Here is a 22,516-nt window from a genome sequence, read left to right on the forward strand (position 1 = left end):
GGTTAAGTGCTCCACTTCACATCTTGTGTTATGGGGTTGCTAAATTTACCAGTAAGCATCCGTGTTACTGGCTGTCCAACATGCAGCTTCGGCCTGGTTCACCGGTTGTGCACAGGCAATTTGCCTTGCACCACCTGCAGCACCTCTTGCAGCACTTGTTCAATGGTTTTACCGGTCGAATCCAGCATATAGGCGTCCGCAGCCGGTTTTAGCGGTGCCGTCGCGCGATTGGTATCCCGATCGTCTCGGGCCTGGATTTCGCTTAAAAGGTCGCCGATATTAACATCAAAACCCTTTTGTTTCAACTCTAAAAAGCGCCGGTTGGCGCGCTCTTGCGCGGTGGCGGTTAAAAAGATTTTAACTTCAGCCTGTGGGAATACGACTGTACCCATATCACGGCCATCGGCGACTAAACCCGGTTGTTCGGCAAAGGCGCGCTGGCGACGCAGCAGTGCTTCACGCACTGTGGGTAAGGACGCAATTTTTGATGCCATTTCAGCCACTTCCTGCGTACGGATACTGTGGCTAACATTTTCACCTTCCAGGATCACCAGGGTATTACCGGCTTCGTCACTGGCAAACTGCACGTCCAGGTGCGCGGCCAGCGGTTGCAACGCAGCTTCGTCAACGGCATCAATCTGATGATGCATCGCCGCCAGTGCTAACACCCGGTATATGGCGCCGCTGTCAAGTAACTGCCATCCCAGTAGCTGCGCAACTAAACGGCTGATCGTACCTTTACCCGCGCCACCAGGGCCATCGATAGTAATAACAGGTGCATTAAGTGGCATCCTACCCCCAGAAAACAGATTAATAGCTATTGAAAACGGCGCACATTATACAGCTTTTTATGACAAAAGCTGTGTTTAACTGCCATGGACAAAAGAAAACGCGTAGCCGGCTTGGTTACGCGTTTTGACTGAGAGAGCCGGTTTTACTGGCTCAGGCGCCGGAATACCTCAAAGTATTGCGGGAAAGTTTTAGCGGTACAATCCGGATCTTCAATGGTCACCGGTGTATCGCTTAACGCGACCAGAGAGAAGCACATCGCCATCCGATGGTCATTATAGGTGGCAATGCTGGCATGCTTTAGCTGTGCCGGTGGCGTGATTCTCAGATAATCTTCGCCTTCTTCTACCTCGGCACCAACTTTTCTTAGCTCTGTTGCCATCGCTGCCAGCCGATCGGTTTCTTTAACCCGCCAGTTATAAACATTGCGGATCACCGTCGGCCCTTTGGCAAACAGCGCCGTGGTGGCAATGGTCATCGCAGCATCCGGAATGGCGTTATAATCACGGTCAATACCAGTTAGCTGGTTACGGGTAACGGCGATATAGTCACTGGCCCATTCCACTGTGGCGCCCATAGCTTCCAGCGCATCGGCAAAGTGAATATCGCCCTGCACCGCTTCTTTACCAATGCCGGTGACTTTAATGGTACCGCCTTTAATCGCTGCGGCGGCCAAAAAGTAAGACGCCGATGACGCATCTCCCTCAACCAGCCAGTAGCCCGGAGAGCGGTAACGCTGGTTACCCGTTACCAGGAAACGCTGATATTGCTGATTTTCAACCGTGACGCCAAAGCGTGCCATCAATGCCAGCGTGATATCAATATAGGGTTTAGAGACCAGCTCACCGTCAATCAGGATCTCGCTATCGCTGTTCAGCAGTGGTGCTACCATCAGCACAGCCGTTAAAAACTGGCTGGAGATACTGCCATTAATCCGCATCGTACCGGCGCTAAGGGGTTTGCCTTTGATCCGCAGTGGCGGAAAACCATCCTGCTCCAGATACTGAATATCGGCGTCAAGTTGGCGCAGTGCGTCGACCAGATGGCCGATCGGCCGCTCATACATCCGTGGCTCGCCAGTTAGCGTCACATCAACATTAGACGCAGCCAGGGCCGCGGTTAACGGTCGCATCGCGGTGCCGGCGTTACCTAAAAATAACGTCAGCGCATGCGGATGATGAAACAAACCACCCAGACCATGTACTTCGCATTCGGTACGACAAGCTGATAACTTATAACTGACGCCGAGCGTCGTTAAGGCGTTCAGCATATGCTTAACATCATCGCTGTCGAGCAAGTTGGTGATGCGGGTCGTGCCTTCGGCCAGTGCCGCTAACAGCAGAACCCGGTTAGAAATACTTTTCGAACCGGGTAAATGCACTTCACCGGCCACTTTGGCGATAGGTTGCAGGGTTAGGGTTTTCATCCGTGCACCCTCTCAAACTCCTGCATAAAACTGACCAGCGTTTGTACGCCCACCAACGGCATCGCATTATAAATACTGGCGCGCATACCGCCGACCATGCGGTGCCCCTTTAACGCCAGCAAACCATGTTGCTCGGCTTCGGTTACGAACAAATCGTTTAAGCGTTCATCGGCCAGGAAAAACGGCACATTCATCCAGGAACGATATGTCGTATCAACGTCGTTGCGGTAAAAATCACTTTGATCGATAAACTGATACAGCGTCTGGGCTTTTTGCTGATTTAACTTAGCCATGGCTGCCACACCGCCCTGAGCTTTTAACCATTTAAACACTAAACCAGCCAGATACCAGGCATAGGTCGGTGGCGTGTTAAACATGCTGTCATTTTCAGCGGCGAGGCGGTAATCCAGCACCGCCGGAATGGCGCTGTTGGGTGCAGGCAACAAATCTTCGCGTACTATGGCAACGGTCAGGCCTGAGGGGCCGATATTCTTTTGCGCGCCGGCATAAATCACGCCGTAGCGGCTGACATCCAGTGGCCGCGATAAAATGGTCGATGACAGATCTGCAACTAACGGCACTGTGGTTTGCGGTAAGGTCGAAAACTCGAGGCCATCGACGGTTTCGTTCGGGCAAAAGTGCGCATAGGCCGCACCTGAGTTAATCTGCCAATCTGCTGGGCTTAGCAAACTGCGGTTGCCATCGGCGTTCTTAACGCGGATATCCTGCGCTCTAACTTGACCAAACTTAGTCCCTTCTTCGACCGCTGCGGATGACCAGGCACCCGAGACAAAATAGTCGGCACTTTGACCGCTCTTTAACAAATTAAGCGGCACGGCAGAAAACTGGCCACGGCCACCACCGTGCATAAACAAGACCTTGTAGTTGGCGGGGATCGCCAGTAAATCGCGCAGGTCTTGTTCCGCTTCAGCGGCGACTTTAATAAAAGGCTTACTGCGATGGCTCAGCTCCATTACCGAGCAGCCCTGGCCTTGCCAGTTCACAAATTCCTGCTGGGCTTGCGCCATTACTTCAACAGGCAGCATCGCCGGGCCAGCGCAAAAATTATAGGTTGTCATGGTTAGCTCTCACTTTCGTTGCGTAATTTAAAACTGGCCTTAGTTGTTCTTTCTTGTTCTGCCTAAAAGAAAACGAGCGCCAAAGCGCCCGTTTTCTAAACAGTATTATTCTTCTTCGCCGGCGTCATCCTGCGCCAGTTGGCTGTCCTGCACCTCCGGCGTACGGACTACAGCTTCGGCATCAGCCAGCGCTGTGACCTGCTCTTCCTGAATTTCAGCAATTCGCTCCACACCCGAGACTTTTTCGCCTTCCTGGGTACGGATCAGGATCACGCCCTGGGTGTTGCGACCCACTTCTGATACTTCACGTACCCGGGTGCGTACTAGCGTACCTTTGTCTGAAATCATCATGATCTCGTCACTTTCTGCGACCTGCACCGCACCGACCACCAGGCCGTTACGCTCAGAAACCTTGATCGAGACCACACCCTGGGTAGCGCGGCTCTTGGTCGGATATTCGGTCAGCGCAGTACGTTTCCCATAGCCGTTTTCGGTTACAGTCAGAATAGCGCCTTCGCCCTGAGGAATAATCAGTGACACCACGCTGCCGCCCTCGCGTAAGCGGATACCGCGTACACCGGTGGCGCCACGACCCATTGGCCGTACTTCGTCTTCGGCAAAGCGAACAACCTTGCCATCATCCGAGAACAACATAATCTCATTGCTGCCATCGGTAATACCAACGTCAATAAGCTTATCGCCTTCATTCAGATTCACCGCAATAATACCGTTGCTGCGAGGCCGCGAGTATTCGGTCAAGGCGGTTTTCTTCACGGTACCGTTGGCGGTGGCCATAAAGACGTACTTACCTTCCTCATATTCGCGTACCGGCAGGATGGCGTTAATGCGCTCGCCCTCTTCCAATGGCAGAATATTGACGATAGGTTTGCCACGTGCGGTGCGGCTGGCCAGCGGTAACTGATACACCTTCAGCCAGTATAAACGGCCGCGGTTCGAGAAACACAGAATGGTATCGTGGGTGCTGGCAACCAGCAGCTTATCGACGAAATCTTCATCTTTTACGGTAGTCGCGGCTTTACCACGGCCACCACGGCGCTGCGCTTCATAATCAGACAGCGGCTGATATTTGGCATAACCCAGGTGCGATAAGGTTACCACCACATCTTCTTCGGTTATCAAATCTTCTAAGTTGATATCCAGCATATTGTCCTGGATTTCGGTGCGCCGGGCATCGCCGTATTGGGCTTTGGCCGCAGCCAGCTCTTCGCAGATCACTTCCATTAGCCGCTCCGGGCTTGACAGGATGTGCAGCAACTCAGCAATCAGGTCCAGCAGCTCTTTATACTCGGCCAGGATCTTTTCATGTTCGAGGCCAGTTAATTTGTGCAGACGTAAGTCGAGGATGGCCTGGGCTTGTTGTTCCGTCAGGAAGTACTGGCCGTCGCGAATGCCAAAATGTGCTTCCAGCCATTCCGGACGCGCTGCGTCCTGACCGGCACGTTCCAGCATGGCGCTGACGCCACCCAGCTCCCAGCCGCGCTCAACTAAGCCGGCTTTGGCGTCTGCCGGGCTGGCTGAGGTTTTAATTAGTTCGATAATGGCATCGATATTGGCCAGCGCAACAGCTAAACCCTCTAAGATATGGGCGCGTTCGCGGGCTTTACGCAGGTCAAATACCGTACGGCGGGTCACCACTTCGCGCCGATGCAGAATAAAGTATTCCAGCATCGCTTTCAGGCCGAGCAGCTTCGGCTGACCATCGGCCAGCGCCACCATATTGATACCAAATACCGTTTGCATCTGGGTATTGGCATATAACTGGTTCAGCATCACGTCTGAGGATTCGCCGCGTTTTAGCTCAATTACAATCCGCATGCCGTCTTTATCAGACTCATCACGTAACGCTGAGATACCTTCAATGCGTTTTTCTTTTACCAGCTCGGCAATTTTTTCAATCAGCCGCGCTTTATTTACCTGGTACGGAATTTCATTAACGATAATGGCTTCGCGACCGGTTTTTTCGTCGGTTTCCAACGTGGTTTTGGCGCGGATATACACCTTGCCACGGCCGGTGCGGTAGGCTTCTTCAATACCCTTACGACCATTGATAATGGCTGCAGTCGGGAAATCCGGGCCCGGAATATGTTGCATCAGTTCATGCAGTTCGATATCCGGATTGGCAATTAACGCCAGACAACCATCAATAATTTCATTCAGGTTATGCGGCGGAATATTCGTCGCCATACCTACGGCAATACCGGATGAGCCGTTAATCAGCAGGTTCGGTACCTTGGTCGGTAATACAGCAGGAATTTGCTCTGTGCCGTCATAGTTGGGCACAAAATCAACGGTTTCTTTGTCCAGATCGGCTAACAGCTCATGGGCAATGCGGGCCATTCTGACTTCGGTGTAACGCATGGCAGCGGCAGAGTCGCCGTCAATCGAACCAAAGTTACCCTGACCGTCCACCAGCATATACCGCAGCGAAAATGGCTGAGCCATCCGCACGATAGTATCGTATACCGCACTGTCACCATGAGGGTGGTATTTACCGATAACGTCACCGACGACACGGGCGGATTTTTTGTAGGCCTTGTTCCAGTCGTTACCCAGTTCCTTCATGGCAAACAACACGCGGCGGTGCACTGGCTTCAGACCATCCCTGACATCGGGTAAGGCCCGGCCAACGATTACGCTCATGGCATAATCGAGGTAGGAATTTTTTAATTCCTCTTCGATATTTATTGGAACTATTTCTCTGGCCAGATCTGTCATAAAACGTTATTTTCCCTTAAATCAGATAGATAACTCGCTTTTCTTGCCTTTGTTTAGCGCGAGACAACGCCGGATTCTATCACAGAAATATTACCTTGCCATGCCTGTTTGCACCGCCTGCTCGAATTGCCGCCGTTGCCAGCACCGGCTAAGGCTTTATAATGCGCGAAAACAATCAGGTAGTGACTATGAACAGCCCCGATAACTTCGATAAAAACAGTAACGTCGATCAGAATGAAATCAGTAAGTTTAATGAGATTGCTGCCCGTTGGTGGGATCCGGAAGGTGAGTTTAAACCACTACATTTATTAAATCCGACCCGCTTAGGTTATATCAGTGATCAACTCGGTGGTCTGTTTGGCCGCAACACTCTCGACGTCGGCTGTGGCGGTGGCATCCTGGCCGAGAGTATGGCGCGCGCCGGCGCAAAGGTAACTGGTATTGATATGGCGCCGGATGGCCTCAATGTCGCCCGCCTGCATGCCTTGGAAGCCGGAGCGAATATTGATTATCAGCAAAGCACTGCGGAAGATTTTGCGCAGCGCCACGCCGGCGAATTTGAACTGGTGACCTGTATGGAAATGCTGGAACATGTGCCGGATCCGGCATCGGTGGTGCGCGCCTGCGCCGAACTGGCCGCACCCGGTGCTACTCTGGTGTTCTCGACCATTAACAAAACCGCCAAGGCGTACCTGTTTGCCATAGTCGGCGCTGAGTATCTGTTAAAGCTGGTGCCGCGCGGTACCCATCAGTTTGATAAGTTTATCCGCCCCTCAGTACTGATGCGCTATATCGAAGACGCCGGTTTGGAATTAGTGGATGCCACTGGCCTGCATTTTAACCCGCTCAATAACAGCTTTAAGCTTGGTGCCGGTTTGGACGTAAACTACTTTGTGGTGGCGCGTAAACCAGTCTGATGGTTAAGCAGCTGGGTGCCGTAATACGCCCTGGCTGCTAAATAACCGCTTAAACTAAAAATGACGCTTTATAGAACAAATAAATCCAAGCAAAAAAATCTATAAAAAAGCTTGCCTCTGACCGGTGCATCCGGGCACACTGAGCTCAAGGTTAGTGGCTGCTAACCGGCAAAAAAACTGCACAAAAAAGCCGCTTTTTCCTCGCTTGCAAATTCCAACAATACACACTATCTTGTGATCGTCTTTTGAAATACACCCATATGTTGTGTAAATCGTCAGCAACCCGGGTGTATTGATAGCCGTGCGCTAAACCCGATTCATTTATTATTAAAAGAAATGGAATACTTCAGCGATGACTCAAACTCTTTTTGTGACTAAGCGCGATGGTCGGCGCGAACCTCTGGATTTAGATAAAATTCACCGCGTCATTGACTGGGCGGCCGAGGGGTTAAAAAACGTGTCGGTGTCGCAGGTGGAACTGAAATCCCATATTCAGTTCTACGATGGCATCAAGTCGTCCGATATTCATGAAACCATTATCAAGGCCGCTGCCGACCTGATCTCAAAAGAGACCCCGGATTACCAGTATATGGCGGCCCGGCTGGCAGTATTCCATTTACGCAAAAAAGCCTATGGTCAATTCGAACCACCCCACCTGTACGATCAGGTTGTGAAGATGGTCGAAGCCAAGCGCTACGATATGCATATCCTGACCGACTACAGCCGCGAAGAGCTGGATATTCTGAATAGCTATATCGACCATAGCCGCGATCTGAATTTCAGTTATGCTGCGGTCAAACAGCTTGAAGGTAAATATCTGGTACAAAACCGGGTAACCGGTGAGATTTATGAAAGCGCCCAGTTCCTCTATATGCTGGTTGCCGCCTGTTTATTTGCCAATTACCCGAAGGGCACGCGGTTGGACTATGTACGCCGCTTCTATGATGCGACGTCGCTGTTTAAGATTTCACTGCCGACACCTATTATGTCGGGCGTGCGTACCCCGACCCGTCAGTTCAGCTCCTGCGTACTGATTGAGTGCGGTGATAGCCTGGATTCTATCAATGCCACCTCCAGTGCCATTGTAAAATACGTCTCGCAGCGCGCCGGTATTGGTATTAACGCTGGCCGTATTCGTGCTCTGGGTAGCCCAATCCGTAATGGCGAAGCCTTCCATACTGGTTGTATCCCGTTTTATAAGCATTTCCAGACCGCAGTAAAAAGCTGCTCGCAAGGCGGTGTGCGTGGTGGTGCCGCCACCCTGTTCTACCCCTTATGGCATCTGGAAGTGGAATCGCTGCTGGTACTGAAAAATAACCGTGGTGTCGAAGAGAACCGGGTACGGCATCTGGACTATGGCGTGCAGTTTAACCGCCTGATGTATCAGCGCCTGATTAAAGATGACTATATCACCTTATTCAGCCCGTCTGATGTGCCGGGGCTGTATGATGCTTTCTTTGAAGATCAGGAAAAGTTTGAAGCCTTATATGTTAAGTATGAAGCTGACAGCAAGATCCGTAAAAAGCGCATTAAGGCAGTCGAACTCTTTACCTTATTTATGCAGGAGCGCGCCAGTACCGGCCGCATTTACCTGCAAAACGTCGATCACTGCAATACGCACAGCCCGTTTAACCCGGCGCTGGCACCGGTACGGCAAAGCAACCTGTGTCTGGAAATTGCGCTGCCGACCAAGCCGCTGGAGCATGTTAACGATCCAAACGGTGAGATCGCGCTCTGTACACTGTCAGCCTTTAACCTCGGCGCCATTGAACAGCTGGACGAGTTTGAACCGCTGGCGGATTTAGCGGTGCGGGCACTGGATAGTCTGCTGGATTATCAGGACTACCCTATTCCGGCCGCACAATCCGGCTCCATGGCGCGCCGTACCCTGGGCATTGGTGTCATTAACTATGCCTACTACCTGGCGAAAAATGGCGTGAAATACTCGGACGGCTCGGCCAATGCCCTGACCCACCGCACCTTCGAAGCAATGCAGTATTATCTGCTCAAAGCCTCGGTGAAACTGGCGCAGGAGCAAGGCCCTTGTCCGAAGTTTAACGAGACCACTTATGCGCAGGGTATTCTGCCGATTGATACCTATAAAAAGGATCTGGATAAGGTTTGTGCTGAAGCCTTACAACTGGATTGGGAGCAGCTGCGTAAAGATATTCAGCAGTATGGCCTGCGTAACTCAACGTTGTCGGCCCTGATGCCATCTGAGACCTCATCGCAGATCTCGAATGCGACTAATGGTATCGAGCCGCCGCGTGGCCATATCAGCGTCAAGGCCAGTAAAGACGGTATCTTAAAGCAGGTTGTGCCAGAGTATGAGCGCTTAAAAGATCAGTACGAGCTGCTGTGGGATATTCCATCCAATGATGGTTATCTGACGCTGGTGGCCATTATGCAGAAATTTATCGACCAGACCATTTCGGCTAACACCAACTATGATCCGGCCAAGTTCGAAGGCGGTAAAGTACCGATGAAGATCCTGCTGAAAGATCTGCTTACCGCTTATAAGCTGGGTGTGAAGACAATGTATTATCACAACACCCGTGATGGTGCTTCAGATATCCAGGATGATATCAAGCCCGCAGCAGAAGACGACGGCTGCGCCGGTGGCGCCTGTAAGATCTAATGCAGTGAAGAGCGGCCCGGCCGCTCTTTTTTAGTAAGTTTTTGTCAGATTCTCAGGATTAAAATCAGCATGGCGTACACCACCTTTAACCGCAATATCAATGACCAGCTCAAGGAACCGATGTTCTTTGGTAATGCCGTAAACGTTTCCCGTTATGACCAGCAAAAGTATCCGATTTTTGAAAAGCTGATCGAAAAGCAGCTGAGCTTTTTCTGGCGGCCGGAAGAAATTGACGTCAGTAAAGATCGGATTGATTTCCAGCAATTACCTGAGCATGAAAAACATATCTTTATCAGCAATCTGAAATACCAGACGCTGCTGGACTCGGTACAGGGCCGCTCGCCTAACGTCGCACTGTTGCCAATAGTGTCTATTCCGGAGCTGGAAACCTGGATTGAAACCTGGGCCTTTAGTGAAACCATTCACAGCCGCAGCTATACCCATATTATTCGTAATATCAGTGCCGAGCCGCATAAGATCTTCGACGATATTATGCTGAACGAGCGGATTTTAGAGCGGGCAGTTGATGTGACCCGTTACTATGACGATCTGATTGATGGCATTAATCTGTATCAGCGCTGTGGTGAAGGCACTCACCAAATTAACGGCAACACTGAGCAGATCACCTTGCGTGATCTGAAAAAGCGGCTTTACCTGTGCTTGATGTCGGTAAACGTGTTAGAAGCGATCCGCTTTTATGTCAGCTTTGCCTGCAGTTTTGCTTTTGCCGAACGAGAGCTGATGGAAGGGAATGCCAAAATTATCCGGCTGATTGCCCGCGATGAAGCGCTGCACCTCACCGGCACTCAGCATATGCTGAATATTCTGGCCAGCGGTGATGATGATCCGGAAATGGCGCAGATTGCCAAAGAGTGCGAAGAGGAATCTTACGCCATCTTTATGCGCGCGGCGGAGCAGGAAAAGGACTGGGCAGCCTATCTGTTTAAAGATGGTTCGATGATTGGCTTGAACAAAGATATTCTGTGTCAGTATGTCGAGTTTATTACCAATAGTCGAATGCAGGCTGTCGGCTTAAAGCCACGCTTTGCTACCACCCAAAACCCCATTCCGTGGATCAATACCTGGCTGGTATCTGACAATGTGCAAGTGGCACCGCAGGAATCGGAGATCAGCTCCTATTTGGTAGGTCAGATTGATAACGAAGTCGATACCGCCGACTTTGGTGATTTTGATCTGTAACGCCGATGCCGCAGGTCCGCATTAATGGCGAGGTCGTCGTCAACTTCGATGGCTCCTCGCCTAACCTGCTACAGTTTCTGGAGCAACAACAGCAGGCCGTTAACTACCAGTGCCGCGAGGGTTTTTGCGGCGCCTGTCGCTGTAAACTGTTAAGCGGACAAGTTAGCTACCTGCAAGAGCCGCTGGCCTTTGTCCGCCGTGGCGAATTCTTGCCATGTTGCAGTATTCCACAGACCGATATCGAGCTGGAAATTCCGAAATAAATGGTATTTTTGCTTAAGTTAAAGCAAAATTAGCGCCGGATTTTGGCTGCTTTAGACGGTTGTTGATGAAAGCTCTTGTTCTGTCGTTGATGTTAACGCTACCGCTGCCGGCACTCGCCAACAGCGATTATCAGTCTTTATTTGCTCAGGCGCGTTATACCGAGTTATTACAACGTATGGAGCAAGATCCGGCTGCCCGGCGCGATCCGCAGCTGATGCTGCTGATGGTACGCTCGCTGATCCAGCAACAGTTCCGCGAAGAAGCCAATACGCTGTTAAATCAATTGATTGAAGAATTTCCAGAGCACAGCGCCCTGCTGACGCAGGCGGCACTGAACAAAATCGCGTTGGCGAATAGTGGCAATATCTTTAACGCCCGTAAAAGAGCAACCGATGGTCTTGAGCTGCTGCAAAAAGCCATCAGCCTGGATCCGGAAAACTATCTGGCACAGCAAGCGCTGATTAACTTTTATCAGGTCGCTCCTGCCACTGCCGGTGGTAGCAAGCCTTTAGCAGCTGAACTTGCCGAGCAGTTATTTGCGAAAAATCCGGTGCAGGGCACCCTTGCCCGGGCTGGTATTGCTGTGGCTGAGGGCCGGTTGAGTGATGCGCAAGCGCTGCTTGATGCCCAGTTACTGCAGACACCGGATAACACTGAACTCTTGCTACGCAAAGGTGCCGTCTTAACCCAGCAAAGCGCCTTTCTGGTAGCACAACAAACCTATTTACAGCTGTTGCCATTGCTTAGCGATCCGGTAAGCCAGCAGAATGTACATTTCCAGTTGGGGCGGCTGGCCGTGTTTACCGAGCGCTACCAGCTGGAGGGGATCCATGCGCTGGAAAGCTATCTGTCATTCTATGATAATAGCCAGCAACCCCGTCTGCCGCGCGCCCGATTACGTTTAGCGCAGTTATACCTCGCTCAGGGTGATATTGTGCGTGCCAGAGCGCTGTATCAGCAAATTGCCAGGGTGGTGCTGGATGAAGCCGACTTTATCGAAGCCAGAGCGCAGTTAGCCGCGCAGCTGGAACAGCGTTAATCCTCAGAAATAGGCCGCAGGGCGTGCCGCAGCCAAAACTGCGGCAATTGAGCATCTTACTTGCGGATCCCTTCGACACTCAGCTCCAGATAGACAGTTGCCGCGGCCGGGCCCAAGTCATAGTTGATGCCGAAGTCTTTTAATGCAAAGGCGGTGGTGCCGGCAAAACCTGCCCGATAACCGCCCCAGGGATCCTGACCTTCACCAATTTTCTCGGCAGCAATCACGATATCTTTGGTTACACCATTTAACGTGAACTTGCCATGCAGCTCAAAGTTATCACCGGTGGTGGGAACGACCTTGGTGCTAACAAAGCTGGACTGCGGGAATTTTTCAACGTTTAGAAAATCAGCGCTGCGTAAATGTTGATCGCGCTCAGTATGGTTTGAATCAATACTGGTGGTATCGATAGTGACATTGATTTTCGATGCGGCCAGATTATTGCTGTCATAGCTAAAGTCGCCGCTAAAGTCATTAAAGCGGCCATATAGCCAGCTATAACCTAAGTGGCTAATTTTAAACTGGATAAAGGCATGAGCGCCTTCAGTGTCAATCACATAGTCAGCGGCTTGTGCCGGCAATGCCATTAATGCAGCTAAAGATGATGCTAACAGTAATTTTTTCATCAGGCTCCTCCGGGAGATAGTCATTACGAAACGCTATCCAGCTTACCTGAAAGAACCCGAAAGAAAATTGCATTAAAACGCAGGTAATGTTCGATTAATTAGATTTATTGCAGCTTTATGCAGCAGCATTGGCGAGAAGATGTTGCTTTAGCGCTAACAAGCTGGTCAGACCGGTACCGGAGTGCTGTGGATAAGTTCAGACTGGTACCGGAGTGCTGTGGATAACGGCTGTTTCGCTTAGGATTCGAATTTGCCGTCGCGAATATGTTTTTCGCCGCGCGCTTGCGCCAGTTGTACCTGCTTTTGCCGCTCGGCGAAGGCTGCTTTTTGCTCGTCCGTGGTTTTGTCGTGACAATGCGGGCAGCTTAAGCCTTTGACATAGTGCTCAGACGCCAGATCGGCAGCCGATAACGGCATCCGGCAGGCATAGCACTGGTCATAACTGCCCTGCTCCAATCCATGCTTTACCGCCACGCGCTGGTCAAACACAAAGCATTCGCCATGCCATTTGCTGTTTTCTTCCGGCATCTCTTCCAGATACTTCAGGATACCGCCATCCAGATGGTACACCTCTTCAAAGCCCTGGGTTTTTAAAAAGGCAGTCGATTTTTCGCAGCGGATACCACCGGTACAGAACATCGCCACTTTTTTATGTTTGGTTTTATCCAGATTCTCGGCGGCCCACTGTGGGAACTCTCGAAAACTGGTGGTGTTGGGGTTAATCGCGCCCTCGAAAGTGCCGATCGCCACTTCATAGTCGTTACGGGTGTCGATCAGAATAGTGTCAGGATCGCTAATCAGCTTATTCCACTCTTCACCTTTAACATAGGTGCCAACGATATGCTTTGGATCCAGGCCTTCGACACCCATAGTCACGATTTCTCGTTTCAGTTTAACCTTGGTGCGATAAAACGCCTGCTCCGCGGCGAAAGATTCTTTGTAACTCATCCCCACAAAGCGCCCATCGGCCTCAAGCCAGGCTTTTACCGCATCAACCCCTTCGCGCGGGCCAGAAATAGTGCCATTAATCCCTTCCGCGGCTAACAGCAAGGTGCCTTTCACCTTATGCATCACCATATGGTTATACAACGGCTCGCGCAGAGCTTCATAATCCGGTAAATCAACAAACTTATATAAGGCAGCTACAACAAACATCTTTTATCCTCTTGCCAGGCTGGATCGCAAATCCAGTGCAATTAATGGTTAGCGCCACAAGGGCGGCGCGCATTATAACGACATCCGGCCTGCTGTCCAACCGCTGTTTTCGTGCTGCCAGCTTGTTAAGCCGGTAAAAAGGTACTGAGTAATAAATGGCCAGCCAGCAGTAACAGTACGATACCCATTAACCGATCAAACCAATAACCTTTCGCCAGCAACAAGCGCCGCACCGCTGGTCGGGTTAGCAAAACGGATAACAAACAGAACCAGAGCGCGGTAGCAACGGCCATATAGAGGCCATAGATCACTTTATAACTGAGCGGCGTGCTGGCTGAAATGACGACCGCGAACAGCGACAAAAAGAATAAGGTTGCTTTAACATTCAAACCATTGGTAATAAAGCCGGCTAAAAACGCGGCGCGCCGGGCCGGCACATCAGGCATCGCCTCTTCTTCACCTGCTATGCCAACCGGCGGCCGGGCCCGAATCGCGCCCTGCCCCAGATAAATCAGGTAACCGGCTGCCACCACCGTTAGCGCCTGAAATAACCAGGGTGTGGTTTTTATCAATAAGCCAATACCAACCAGCGAATAGGTAATATGCAACAGGATAGCGGTACCAATACCCAGACTAGCCCAAATGGCGGTTTGCCGGCCGTAGCGCACGGCATAACGCAGGATAATCGCAAAATCGGGTCCTGGACTGGCTACCGCTAATAAATGTGCGGTGGCAATTAACAAAAACTCTGGCCAAAATGCTGGCATACTGCTTAATCCTTATTTTTATAAGTTCTAGCTTTGTGACGCCTAACTTAAAAAGCGGTCAGCAAACTGGGCCCACTGATAATAGGCATATTGTGCCAACCGGCGGCCGCGGGTAAACGGAAAGGGCTGCAGCGGGCTTTGATACAGCGGCAATGGCGGTAAGGTTTCGCCCATCAGCTTTTCGGCCAGGCGTTGTCCGGCCAGTAAGCTATAAGATACGCCACTGCCACAATAGCCGGCAGCATAATAAATTCCCTCGGAAGTTTGAGCAATACGCGGCAGATCGTCGTAAGAGACGCCAACCCAACCCGCCCAGTGATACTGATAATCGATACCTTGCAGCGCCGGCAATGTTTGCCACAGTGCTTGGCGTAACTGCGCCGGATAATGCGGCTTGGCCAAATCAGCGCCACTGATCGCACTGCGACCACCAAATAAGATTCTATTATCCGGTAATAGCCGGTAGTAATATTTTAGGGCCCGGGTATCCATCGCCATAAAGCCGGGCGTCAGGCCACAGGCCGAAAGCTCTGAGGCAGTCAGGGGCCGGGTCACAATTATGCTACTTAGCACCGGCAGGCAGCCCCGGTTAAGCTCAGGCAGAATATGTTTAGGTGTATAGGCATTAGTGGCCAGCACCAATTTGTCACAGTGCAGTGAACCGGCACTGGTAGTCAGTTGATAGCCAGCACCAGTGTGGTTAATCGCCTGCAGTGAGGTATTAGCAAATAACTTTACCCCGCTGCGCTCAGCTAAACCTGCCAGCCCCTGCAGCAATAAAAACGGATTAATACCATAACAATCCGGTAGTCGTAAGGCGCCAAAGGCGCCCGGACTATTAATACAAGCTTGCAGAGCTGATTGATCCAGAAAACTGACCCCATAAGCAAAATCCCGCTGTAAGCGCTCAGCTTGTTGCTGCAGTAACTGCGCCTGTTTCACGGTATGGGCAATTTTCAGATACCCCGGTGTTTGCGCCTGACAATCGATATTACCGGCAACGACCAAGTCTTTTAACCGCTGCAAGGCTAAGCCATATTCCTGGTGAAATAGCCGGGCCTGCTCCAAGCCAAACCGGGCATTAAGCTGGCTGAGGCCCAATCGACCGGTACCGCGCAGTACAAAACCGGCGTTACGGCTGCTGCAGCCCCAACCTGGTTGATTCGCCTCCAGCAACACCACCTGCCGCTGATAGCGTTGACTCAGCTCGTAAGCACAGCTAAGGCCGGTATAACCGGCTCCTACCACCACGATCTCAGCCTGCTTTGGCAGTGCTGAGGCCTGAGGCTGACTTGCTAGCGAAGTATCTGCGGTCCAGTAAGAATCGACATAGTGGTTACCGCTATCTAAAGACGTTGCGATATAAGGATCGTAAAAAGCGGGCATTAAAACTCCAGTACCATCTCGGCCGCACTGCAGTAACAGAGCGCACCACAACGCGGGCAAAGATAACCTGCTGCGGACAGATGCTGCCAGCGGTTAGGGTGGACTTTTAATAAGCGTCCACCGGCTTTACTAAAATAGCGTACGGCACTGTTATGCGGGCTTTCGCGCCATAAATGCGCCAGGCCGGCTTTCGCATCCTGCTGTTTGAGTGCAGCAATTGCCTGCTGCAACAACTGTTGACCAATACCCAGCCCCTGCCAAGCCGGATGTACTGCCACAGATTTAAAATAAGCCAGCTTTGTGGCGTCTACCGGCCACAGAGCTGGCGAACACCACTCATCTTGTCGCCAGTTACCGGCGCTAAAACTGAGCCGGTATCCGACTAGCTGCTCGTCAGCAAGCGCAATAAAGTTGGCATTAACGCCGGCGCTTTGCCCCAGACTCTGCCACTCCCTCAGCGTAGCGCTATCCAAATAGCCCGGACCATGCACCAAGGTTGCGAGCTCGACCACTGACTGAGCTGCGATGTCAGTTAAGGGTATAATCCGGATTTCCGCTTTACCTACAGTCTTGAATGTATGCAAAGGCTGTTCCTCTTTAAGGTTTTGCTGTTTAAAAATCCTGCAGTTGCGCCAAAATGCAGCTTAAATAAGATAGACAGCGGCACAATATTAAAATATGTTTAAAAAGACGCCATTAAAAATAACAGCGTAGCGTCCGCAACTTTTGTCAATTATCCAGGAACTAATCATGACCAATAAAGCTAACCAATATAGCCCGGTCTGCCGGGCAGTAAAATACGCGTTAGCCTCCGGGCTGGCATTGGGACTCTACTCTACCAGTGCTCTGGCTCAGGAAGCAGCAGCTGAAGAACAAAAAGTCGAAAAAATTGCCGTGGTCGGTACCCGCGCTGCACCGCGATCGATTGCCGATTCACCGGTACCGGTTGATATTATCGGCGGTGATGAACTGATGAAAAGTGGTAGCAGCGATATGCTGAATATGCTGACCACCACTATTCCTTCGTTAAACGTGCAAACCACACCGATCAGTGATGCAGCCACCCTGATCCGCCCGGTCAACCTGCGCGGACTATCATCAGACAGTACCTTGGTGTTATTAAATGGCAAACGTCGCCACCGGGCTTCGGTTATCACCTTTTTAGGCGGCGGCCTGAATGATGGCGCTCAGGGGCCGGATATTTCGGTGATCCCGGGTATTGCCTTAAAACAAGTCGAAGTGCTGCGAGACGGTGCCGCTGCCCAGTACGGCTCCGATGCAATCGCAGGTGTGATTAACTTTGTACTAAAAGATAACGCTGATGGCGGTTCTATTGAGGTAAAGCAAGGTGAGTTTTTTGCCGGCGATGGTACCTCGACGGAAATCGCAGCCAACGTAGGCATGCCACTGACCGATAATGGTTTCTTTAACGTCAGTATGCAGTACAAGAACGTTGACCCTACCAGTAGAAGCGTCCAGCGTGCTGATGCCGCCGCGCTGGCAGCTCAGGGCAACCCCTTTATTGCCCCTATTACCCAGGTTTGGGGCTCGCCGAAGATCAAAGATGATATTACGCTGTTTGCCAACGCCGGCCTGGATCTGGGTAATGATCGTGAAGCCTATATCTTTGGTAACTACTCTGAGCGTGATGTGACCGGTGGTTTCTATTACCGTAATCCGCACACCCGCGGTGGCGTATTCTCAAATGACGGTGGTCAAACACTGGAAGTGATTGATACTACCGGCGCAGGTAATTGTAGCAATGTCTCGCTATTTGATGGCACACGCAAACTGAACCACAATGAAATTACCGCCCGGGTCAATGCGCTACCGGCAAACTGCTTTACCTTCTTCTCAATGTTCCCAGGCGGCTTTACCCCGAATTTTGGCGGTAATATTACCGATACCTCGCTAACCGCAGGGACTAAGGGCGAATTTAAATCCGGTTTTGCACAGGGCGTGTTCTATGACTTTTCGGCCTCAGTCGGTCGTAACGAATCCGCTTTCAATATTATCAATACCGTTAATGCTTCCTTGGGGCCAAATACGCCAACAGACTTTGAAGCGGGTAAATATATTCAGTTAGAGAAGAACTTTACTGCCGACTTTATTAAGTACGTCAATATGGGCTTACATAATGATGTCGCGGTAGCCGGTGGTTTACAGTGGACTGAAGAGACCTTTGAAATTGTTGCCGGCGAAGTCGCCTCTTGGGAAATCGGCCCTTATGTCAGCCAATTAACCAACGGCTCTAACGGTTTCCCGGGCTTTCAACCAGACGATGCCGACGTGAACACTCGTCGTAACTATGCGGCCTATGTTGATGTCGAAGCCGAGTTTACGGACAACCTGTTGATGGCCGCCGCGCTGCGTTTTGAAGATTACGATAGTTTTGGCACTACCACTAACTACAAGATCACCGGCCAGTATCGCTTAAATGATGACTGGGCATTGCGCGGCTCGCACAGCACTGGCTTCCGGGCACCAACTGTTGGTCAGGCTAACGTGCGTAACGTTCGTACCGCAATCTTTGAAGGTGAGCTGCAAGATGTTGCCCTGCTGCCTCCTACGCATCCGGTATCGCTGTTAAAAGGTGGTAAAGAGCTGACACCGGAAGAATCGCGCAGCTATACCCTGGGTCTGGTATACAGTGGCAGTGGTTTCTTCTTTACCGCTGACTGGTTCCGGATTGAAGTCGATGATCGGATCAGCCAGTCTACTGAGTTTGATGTTAGCCAAACTGACCGTGACGTGTTGCGCGCGGCTGGAGTACGTGGTGTGGAATCACTGTCGAAGGTGACGTTCCTGACCAACGACTTTGACACCGTGACTACAGGTTTAGATCTGGTTGCCAACTACAGCACCAGTATTCTGAATGGCCGTAGTACCTTTAGTCTGGCCTATAACTGGACCGATACCGAGGTTAAACGCTTTACTGAGGTTACCGGTGATTTCAAAGTGTCACGCTTGGAGAAGGATTTACCGGATCACCGGGCAACCCTGACCTGGAATCAGCAGTGGCAGGATATCGACATGTTTGTGCGCTCTAACTACTACGGCAGTTTCCAGGGTGTGCATGCTGATGATCCAGACTTAACCGGTAAGGGCTCATCCAAAGTGACCTTTGATGTCGAGCTGGCCTATCACTGGAATGATAGCTTCACCGTTGCCGTCGGTGCACAAAACCTGTTTGATACCAAACCAGAACGTTTACCGCAGTGGATGAGTGACATTCTGGGTGCCAAGTACTTTGAAACTTCGCCAATGGGTATTAACGGCGGTTATTACTACCTGAAAGGCGTTTATCGCTTCTAAGCTGGCTCACAGCAGCAAAACACCCGGCAACTGCCGGGTGTTTTTTTAGCGATACTCGCTACACCAAGGCTCGCAACAGCGCCTGCAGCGGATGGCGCGGCTTATCACCGACTAGCCGTTTTACCTGGCTGCGACAGGAGAAACCGGTCACCAGGATCTGCTCATTACCGAGCTGGGTTACCGGCGCGCGCCAACTGAGTTCAAACAGCGCTTTGCTGTTTTCAAGTTGCTGCTTTTCATGGCCATAGGTACCAGCCATACCACAGCAGCCAACGCTAACAGGCTTTAATTCCAGCCCCATCTGGGCAAAGATCTGCTGCCAATGCTTTTCACTGGCAGGTAAGGCGGTTTTCTCAGTGCAATGCGCCAGTAACGAGAATTGCTGTGCCTGCGCCACCTTGGGCAAGCTTTGCTGTACTAACCATTCCTGCAATAGTAAGACCTGGAAATCCCCCCACTCTGTGCCAAGCGCTTTCACATACTCGTCGCGATAGACCAGCACCAATGACGCATCCAGACCTAACAATGGCAGCTGATACTGATTTAGCTGGTTAAAAAAGGCTGCCGCCGTGGCAGCGGTCGCCGCAAATTGCTTTAAAAAGCCTTTGACGTGCTCCGGCTTACCGTTTGGCAAAAATGGCAATAACAGCGGCTGATAACCCAGTTTTTCCAGTAACTGTAGCGCGTCTGCCACCAGTTCCGCTTCGTAAAAACTGGTAAAAGGATCCTGCACCAGCAGTACCGTGCGTTGCCGCTCCTCAGCCGTTAAGGTGTTTAGTTTATCAAACGAAAAGCTGTAACGTCCCTCCAACCGCTGCGCCAGCGTGGGTACCGATAACAGTGGCGTATCGACATAGCCAACGCCATGCTCCAGGCCTTTTTGCAGCCAGCGCTGCCCGAGGAAAAAATTCACCAGCTTAGGGGCTTTGGCCAGTAAGGGCGCGGTACGCTCAATATTGGCAACCACATAGTCTTTTGCCGGCCGTAAATAGCGACTGTGATAAAGCTGCAGGAAACGGGCGCGGAAGCTTGGCACATCAACCTTGATCGGACACTGGCCGGCACAGGCTTTACAGGCCAGACAGCCCTCCATTGCCTCCATCACCTCATGCGAAAAGTCCGCCTCGCCCTGGCGTTTGGCCAGCGTATTCTTTATTTTCTGCCAGATACTGCTGATGCTCTGGCCTTCACTTAACAAGCGCTGTTCCGTTTGCAGAATATCTTCGCCCGCCTGCTGTTGTAAGCGCAGCCACTCACGCATTAAACCGGCGCGGCCTTTCGGGCTATGGCGCCGATCTTTAGTGATCTTACTGGACGGACACATCGGCGAGCTTTCTTCATAGTTAAAGCACAGGCCATTGCCATTGCAGTTCAGACTGCTGTCAAAGCTCTCACGCACCGCAACCGGAATTTGCCGGTCAAACCAGGCACGCTTTTGACCGTCAACACTGACCAGCGCATCAGCGCTTTGGTAAGGCGTACAGATTTTTCCCGGATTGACACGGTTGCGCGGGTCAAAAGCCGCTTTGATTTTCCTAAGCTCAGTAAAGAGTTCCTCACCGAAAAACGCCGGGCCGTATTCACTGCGATAGCCCTTACCGTGCTCGCCCCACATCAAACCGCCATATTTGGCGGTTAACGCGACCACCTGATCGGAAATAGTCCGCAGCAAACGTTCTTGCTCTGGATCATACAAATCCAGCGCTGGCCGCACATGCAGCACCCCAGCATCAACATGACCAAACATGCCATAGTGCAACCCATGCGCATCTAACAGCGCACGAAACTCGAGGATAAAATCAGCCAGATTTTCCGGCGGCACCGCGGTATCTTCGGCAAAAGCCACCGGTTTATGATTGCCGGCGGTATTGCCCAGCAGCCCCACCGCCTTTTTACGCATGGTGTAGATCGCATTAATTGCTGCTGCATCATAGGTCAGCTGATAGCCAATGATACCGCCTTGCTGCTGTTCGATAGCCTCGTCCAAACGCGCAGTCAAAGCGGAAATTTTGTCGTGAATTTCCTGCTCAGACTCAGTGTTATACTCGACAATATTCAGGCCTTGCATCTCCTTGCCGGGCACATCAGTAATCAGATCTTTGACCTGATGCCAGACGATATCGCTACGTGCCAGGTTCAGCACCTTACTGTCGACGGTTTCCACCGAAGTGGCTGCCGCTGCGACCAGGAAAGGCGAGTTACGTAGCGCACTTTCAAAGCTGTCGTATTTAATATTGACCAGACACTTGTACTTCGCGATCGGCGTGATATTTAGCTTGGCCTCGGTAACAAAACCGAGCGAGCCTTCAGAGCCGGTAATAATCCGTGACAGATCGAACTCGGTCAGATCGGCGTTAAACACATGCTCTAAATCATAACCGGTTAAAAAACGGTTCAGACGTGGAAATTTATCTAAGATCAGCGCCCTTTTATTACGGCAGCTGTCCAGTACCTGGCGGTAGATGCGTCCGATGCTATTGGGTTGCTCGGCTCGGTGCTCAGCTTCAAACAGCGGCATCTTACGGGTATTCAGGACATTACCGTCAATCAGCACCGTTTTCAGGGCCAACACATGGTCACTGGTTTTACCATAGACCAGCGAGCCCTGACCTGAGGCATCGGTATTAATCATGCCGCCGATAGTGGCGCGGTTGGACGTGGACAGATCGGGGGCAAAGAAAAAGCCATAAGGCTTTAAAAAGGCATTCAGCTGATCTTTAATCACCCCGGCCTGCACCCGTACCCAGCGCTCTTCGACATTCAGCTCCAGAATTTGCCGCATATGGCGTGATAAATCGACCACGATATGCTCGGTCAGCGCCTGACCGTTAGTGCCGGTGCCGCCGCCACGTGGGCTGAATTTTAGATGGCTAAAGCTGGAGGTTTGCGCCAGTGACGTCATGATCACTAAGTCATCGGTGCTGCGCGGCAGTAACACGGCTTGTGGCAAGGCTTGATAAACACTGTTATCGGTAGCCACGGCCAGCCTGCTGCCATAGCTGGTTTCGATATCGCCGGTAAAGCCGGCATGTTGCAGGGCTTTGGTAAAGGCAACCACGCTGGCGTCCAATGCCAGCTCAGGATTCAGCTTCGCAATCATAATTCTGCCACTTCAGCTTAAACTGGCCGCAGTATAGCACTGCGTCAGGTTATGCCAAAGTGGGCTTAGAGCTTTATTC

The 22,516-nt window shown here is 51.3% G+C and carries 16 protein-coding genes; 6 read left to right on the forward strand and 10 right to left on the reverse strand.

Annotated features, from left to right (window positions below):
* Positions 1–98: 98 nt before the first annotated feature.
* The 4 genes from cmk to gyrA form a co-directional block, all read right to left on the reverse strand.
* On the reverse strand, positions 99–791 hold the full coding sequence (cmk, locus tag A9165_RS02135) for a (d)CMP kinase (RefSeq protein WP_065954750.1): 693 nt from the start codon (positions 789–791) through the stop codon (positions 99–101).
* 143 nt (positions 792–934) lie between these two features.
* Entirely contained in the window at positions 935–2,215 is a 1,281-nt protein-coding gene (aroA, locus tag A9165_RS02140) for a 3-phosphoshikimate 1-carboxyvinyltransferase (RefSeq protein ID WP_065954751.1), read from the reverse strand.
* Complete coding sequence (gene serC, locus A9165_RS02145) at positions 2,212–3,294, reverse strand: 3-phosphoserine/phosphohydroxythreonine transaminase (protein WP_065954752.1); 1,083 nt, start codon at positions 3,292–3,294, stop codon at positions 2,212–2,214. Before serC ends, aroA begins: the two co-directional genes overlap by 4 nt.
* Positions 3,295–3,399: 105 nt before the next feature.
* Complete coding sequence (gyrA, locus tag A9165_RS02150; RefSeq protein WP_065954753.1) at positions 3,400–6,030, reverse strand: DNA topoisomerase (ATP-hydrolyzing) subunit A; 2,631 nt, start codon at positions 6,028–6,030, stop codon at positions 3,400–3,402.
* A gap of 188 nt (positions 6,031–6,218) precedes the next feature.
* Between gyrA and ubiG the strand changes: the two genes are divergently transcribed.
* From ubiG to A9165_RS02175, 5 genes are all read left to right on the forward strand, one after another.
* Positions 6,219–6,947, forward strand: coding sequence for a bifunctional 2-polyprenyl-6-hydroxyphenol methylase/3-demethylubiquinol 3-O-methyltransferase UbiG (ubiG, locus tag A9165_RS02155; RefSeq protein ID WP_065954781.1), 729 nt, complete (start codon positions 6,219–6,221; stop codon positions 6,945–6,947).
* 352 nt (positions 6,948–7,299) lie between these two features.
* The gene (nrdA, locus tag A9165_RS02160; RefSeq protein ID WP_065954754.1) at positions 7,300–9,585 is read left to right on the forward strand and encodes a class 1a ribonucleoside-diphosphate reductase subunit alpha; all 2,286 of its coding nucleotides are present in this window, start codon (positions 7,300–7,302) and stop codon (positions 9,583–9,585) included.
* A 69-nt stretch (positions 9,586–9,654) separates the two neighbouring features.
* Positions 9,655–10,785, forward strand: a complete 1,131-nt coding sequence (gene nrdB / locus A9165_RS02165; protein ID WP_065954755.1) for a class Ia ribonucleoside-diphosphate reductase subunit beta — start codon at positions 9,655–9,657, stop codon at positions 10,783–10,785.
* Between the two features lie 5 nt (positions 10,786–10,790).
* On the forward strand, positions 10,791–11,048 hold the full coding sequence (yfaE, locus tag A9165_RS02170) for a class I ribonucleotide reductase maintenance protein YfaE (protein ID WP_065954756.1): 258 nt from the start codon (positions 10,791–10,793) through the stop codon (positions 11,046–11,048).
* A 65-nt stretch (positions 11,049–11,113) separates the two neighbouring features.
* Entirely contained in the window at positions 11,114–12,088 is a 975-nt protein-coding gene (locus A9165_RS02175) for a tetratricopeptide repeat protein (RefSeq protein WP_255365620.1), read from the forward strand.
* Between the two features lie 56 nt (positions 12,089–12,144).
* Here A9165_RS02175 and A9165_RS02180 read toward each other — a convergent pair whose 3' ends face one another.
* From A9165_RS02180 to A9165_RS02200, 5 genes are all read right to left on the reverse strand, one after another.
* A complete protein-coding gene (locus A9165_RS02180; RefSeq protein WP_008949242.1) occupies positions 12,145–12,714 on the reverse strand; it encodes a YceI family protein in 570 nt (189 codons plus the stop codon).
* 237 nt (positions 12,715–12,951) lie between these two features.
* Entirely contained in the window at positions 12,952–13,869 is a 918-nt protein-coding gene (locus A9165_RS02185) for a rhodanese-related sulfurtransferase (RefSeq protein WP_065954757.1), read from the reverse strand.
* A gap of 125 nt (positions 13,870–13,994) precedes the next feature.
* Positions 13,995–14,636, reverse strand: coding sequence for a LysE family translocator (locus A9165_RS02190; RefSeq protein ID WP_065954758.1), 642 nt, complete (start codon positions 14,634–14,636; stop codon positions 13,995–13,997).
* Positions 14,637–14,678: 42 nt separating this feature from the next.
* Positions 14,679–16,022 (reverse strand): FAD-binding oxidoreductase, encoded by a 1,344-nt coding sequence (locus tag A9165_RS02195; RefSeq protein WP_065954759.1) that lies wholly within the window; start codon positions 16,020–16,022, stop codon positions 14,679–14,681.
* The gene (locus A9165_RS02200; protein ID WP_255365621.1) at positions 16,022–16,606 is read right to left on the reverse strand and encodes a GNAT family N-acetyltransferase; all 585 of its coding nucleotides are present in this window, start codon (positions 16,604–16,606) and stop codon (positions 16,022–16,024) included. Before A9165_RS02200 ends, A9165_RS02195 begins: the two co-directional genes overlap by 1 nt.
* A 166-nt stretch (positions 16,607–16,772) precedes the next feature.
* Between A9165_RS02200 and A9165_RS02205 the strand changes: the two genes are divergently transcribed.
* The gene (locus tag A9165_RS02205; protein WP_065954760.1) at positions 16,773–19,337 is read left to right on the forward strand and encodes a TonB-dependent siderophore receptor; all 2,565 of its coding nucleotides are present in this window, start codon (positions 16,773–16,775) and stop codon (positions 19,335–19,337) included.
* Between the two features lie 58 nt (positions 19,338–19,395).
* Here the strand turns inward: A9165_RS02205 and A9165_RS02210 are convergent, their stop codons facing one another.
* Positions 19,396–22,437 (reverse strand): FAD-binding and (Fe-S)-binding domain-containing protein, encoded by a 3,042-nt coding sequence (locus tag A9165_RS02210; protein WP_065954761.1) that lies wholly within the window; start codon positions 22,435–22,437, stop codon positions 19,396–19,398.
* Positions 22,438–22,516: the final 79 nt, after the last annotated feature.

Origin of the sequence: Alishewanella sp. HH-ZS, assembly GCF_001704375.1 — a bacterium.
GTDB lineage: Bacteria > Pseudomonadota > Gammaproteobacteria > Enterobacterales > Alteromonadaceae > Alishewanella > Alishewanella aestuarii.

Coding starts and splice junctions, on each gene's coding strand:
- cmk (WP_065954750.1), bottom strand. CDS start 791: ATGCCACTTAATGCACCTGTTATTACTATCGATGGCCCTGGTGGCGCG.
- aroA (WP_065954751.1), bottom strand. CDS start 2,215: ATGAAAACCCTAACCCTGCAACCTATCGCCAAAGTGGCCGGTGAAGTG.
- serC (WP_065954752.1), bottom strand. CDS start 3,294: ATGACAACCTATAATTTTTGCGCTGGCCCGGCGATGCTGCCTGTTGAA.
- gyrA (WP_065954753.1), bottom strand. CDS start 6,030: ATGACAGATCTGGCCAGAGAAATAGTTCCAATAAATATCGAAGAGGAA.
- ubiG (WP_065954781.1), top strand. CDS start 6,219: ATGAACAGCCCCGATAACTTCGATAAAAACAGTAACGTCGATCAGAAT.
- nrdA (WP_065954754.1), top strand. CDS start 7,300: ATGACTCAAACTCTTTTTGTGACTAAGCGCGATGGTCGGCGCGAACCT.
- nrdB (WP_065954755.1), top strand. CDS start 9,655: ATGGCGTACACCACCTTTAACCGCAATATCAATGACCAGCTCAAGGAA.
- yfaE (WP_065954756.1), top strand. CDS start 10,791: ATGCCGCAGGTCCGCATTAATGGCGAGGTCGTCGTCAACTTCGATGGC.
- A9165_RS02175 (WP_255365620.1), top strand. CDS start 11,114: ATGAAAGCTCTTGTTCTGTCGTTGATGTTAACGCTACCGCTGCCGGCA.
- A9165_RS02180 (WP_008949242.1), bottom strand. CDS start 12,714: ATGAAAAAATTACTGTTAGCATCATCTTTAGCTGCATTAATGGCATTG.
- A9165_RS02185 (WP_065954757.1), bottom strand. CDS start 13,869: ATGTTTGTTGTAGCTGCCTTATATAAGTTTGTTGATTTACCGGATTAT.
- A9165_RS02190 (WP_065954758.1), bottom strand. CDS start 14,636: ATGCCAGCATTTTGGCCAGAGTTTTTGTTAATTGCCACCGCACATTTA.
- A9165_RS02195 (WP_065954759.1), bottom strand. CDS start 16,022: ATGCCCGCTTTTTACGATCCTTATATCGCAACGTCTTTAGATAGCGGT.
- A9165_RS02205 (WP_065954760.1), top strand. CDS start 16,773: ATGACCAATAAAGCTAACCAATATAGCCCGGTCTGCCGGGCAGTAAAA.
- A9165_RS02210 (WP_065954761.1), bottom strand. CDS start 22,437: ATGATTGCGAAGCTGAATCCTGAGCTGGCATTGGACGCCAGCGTGGTT.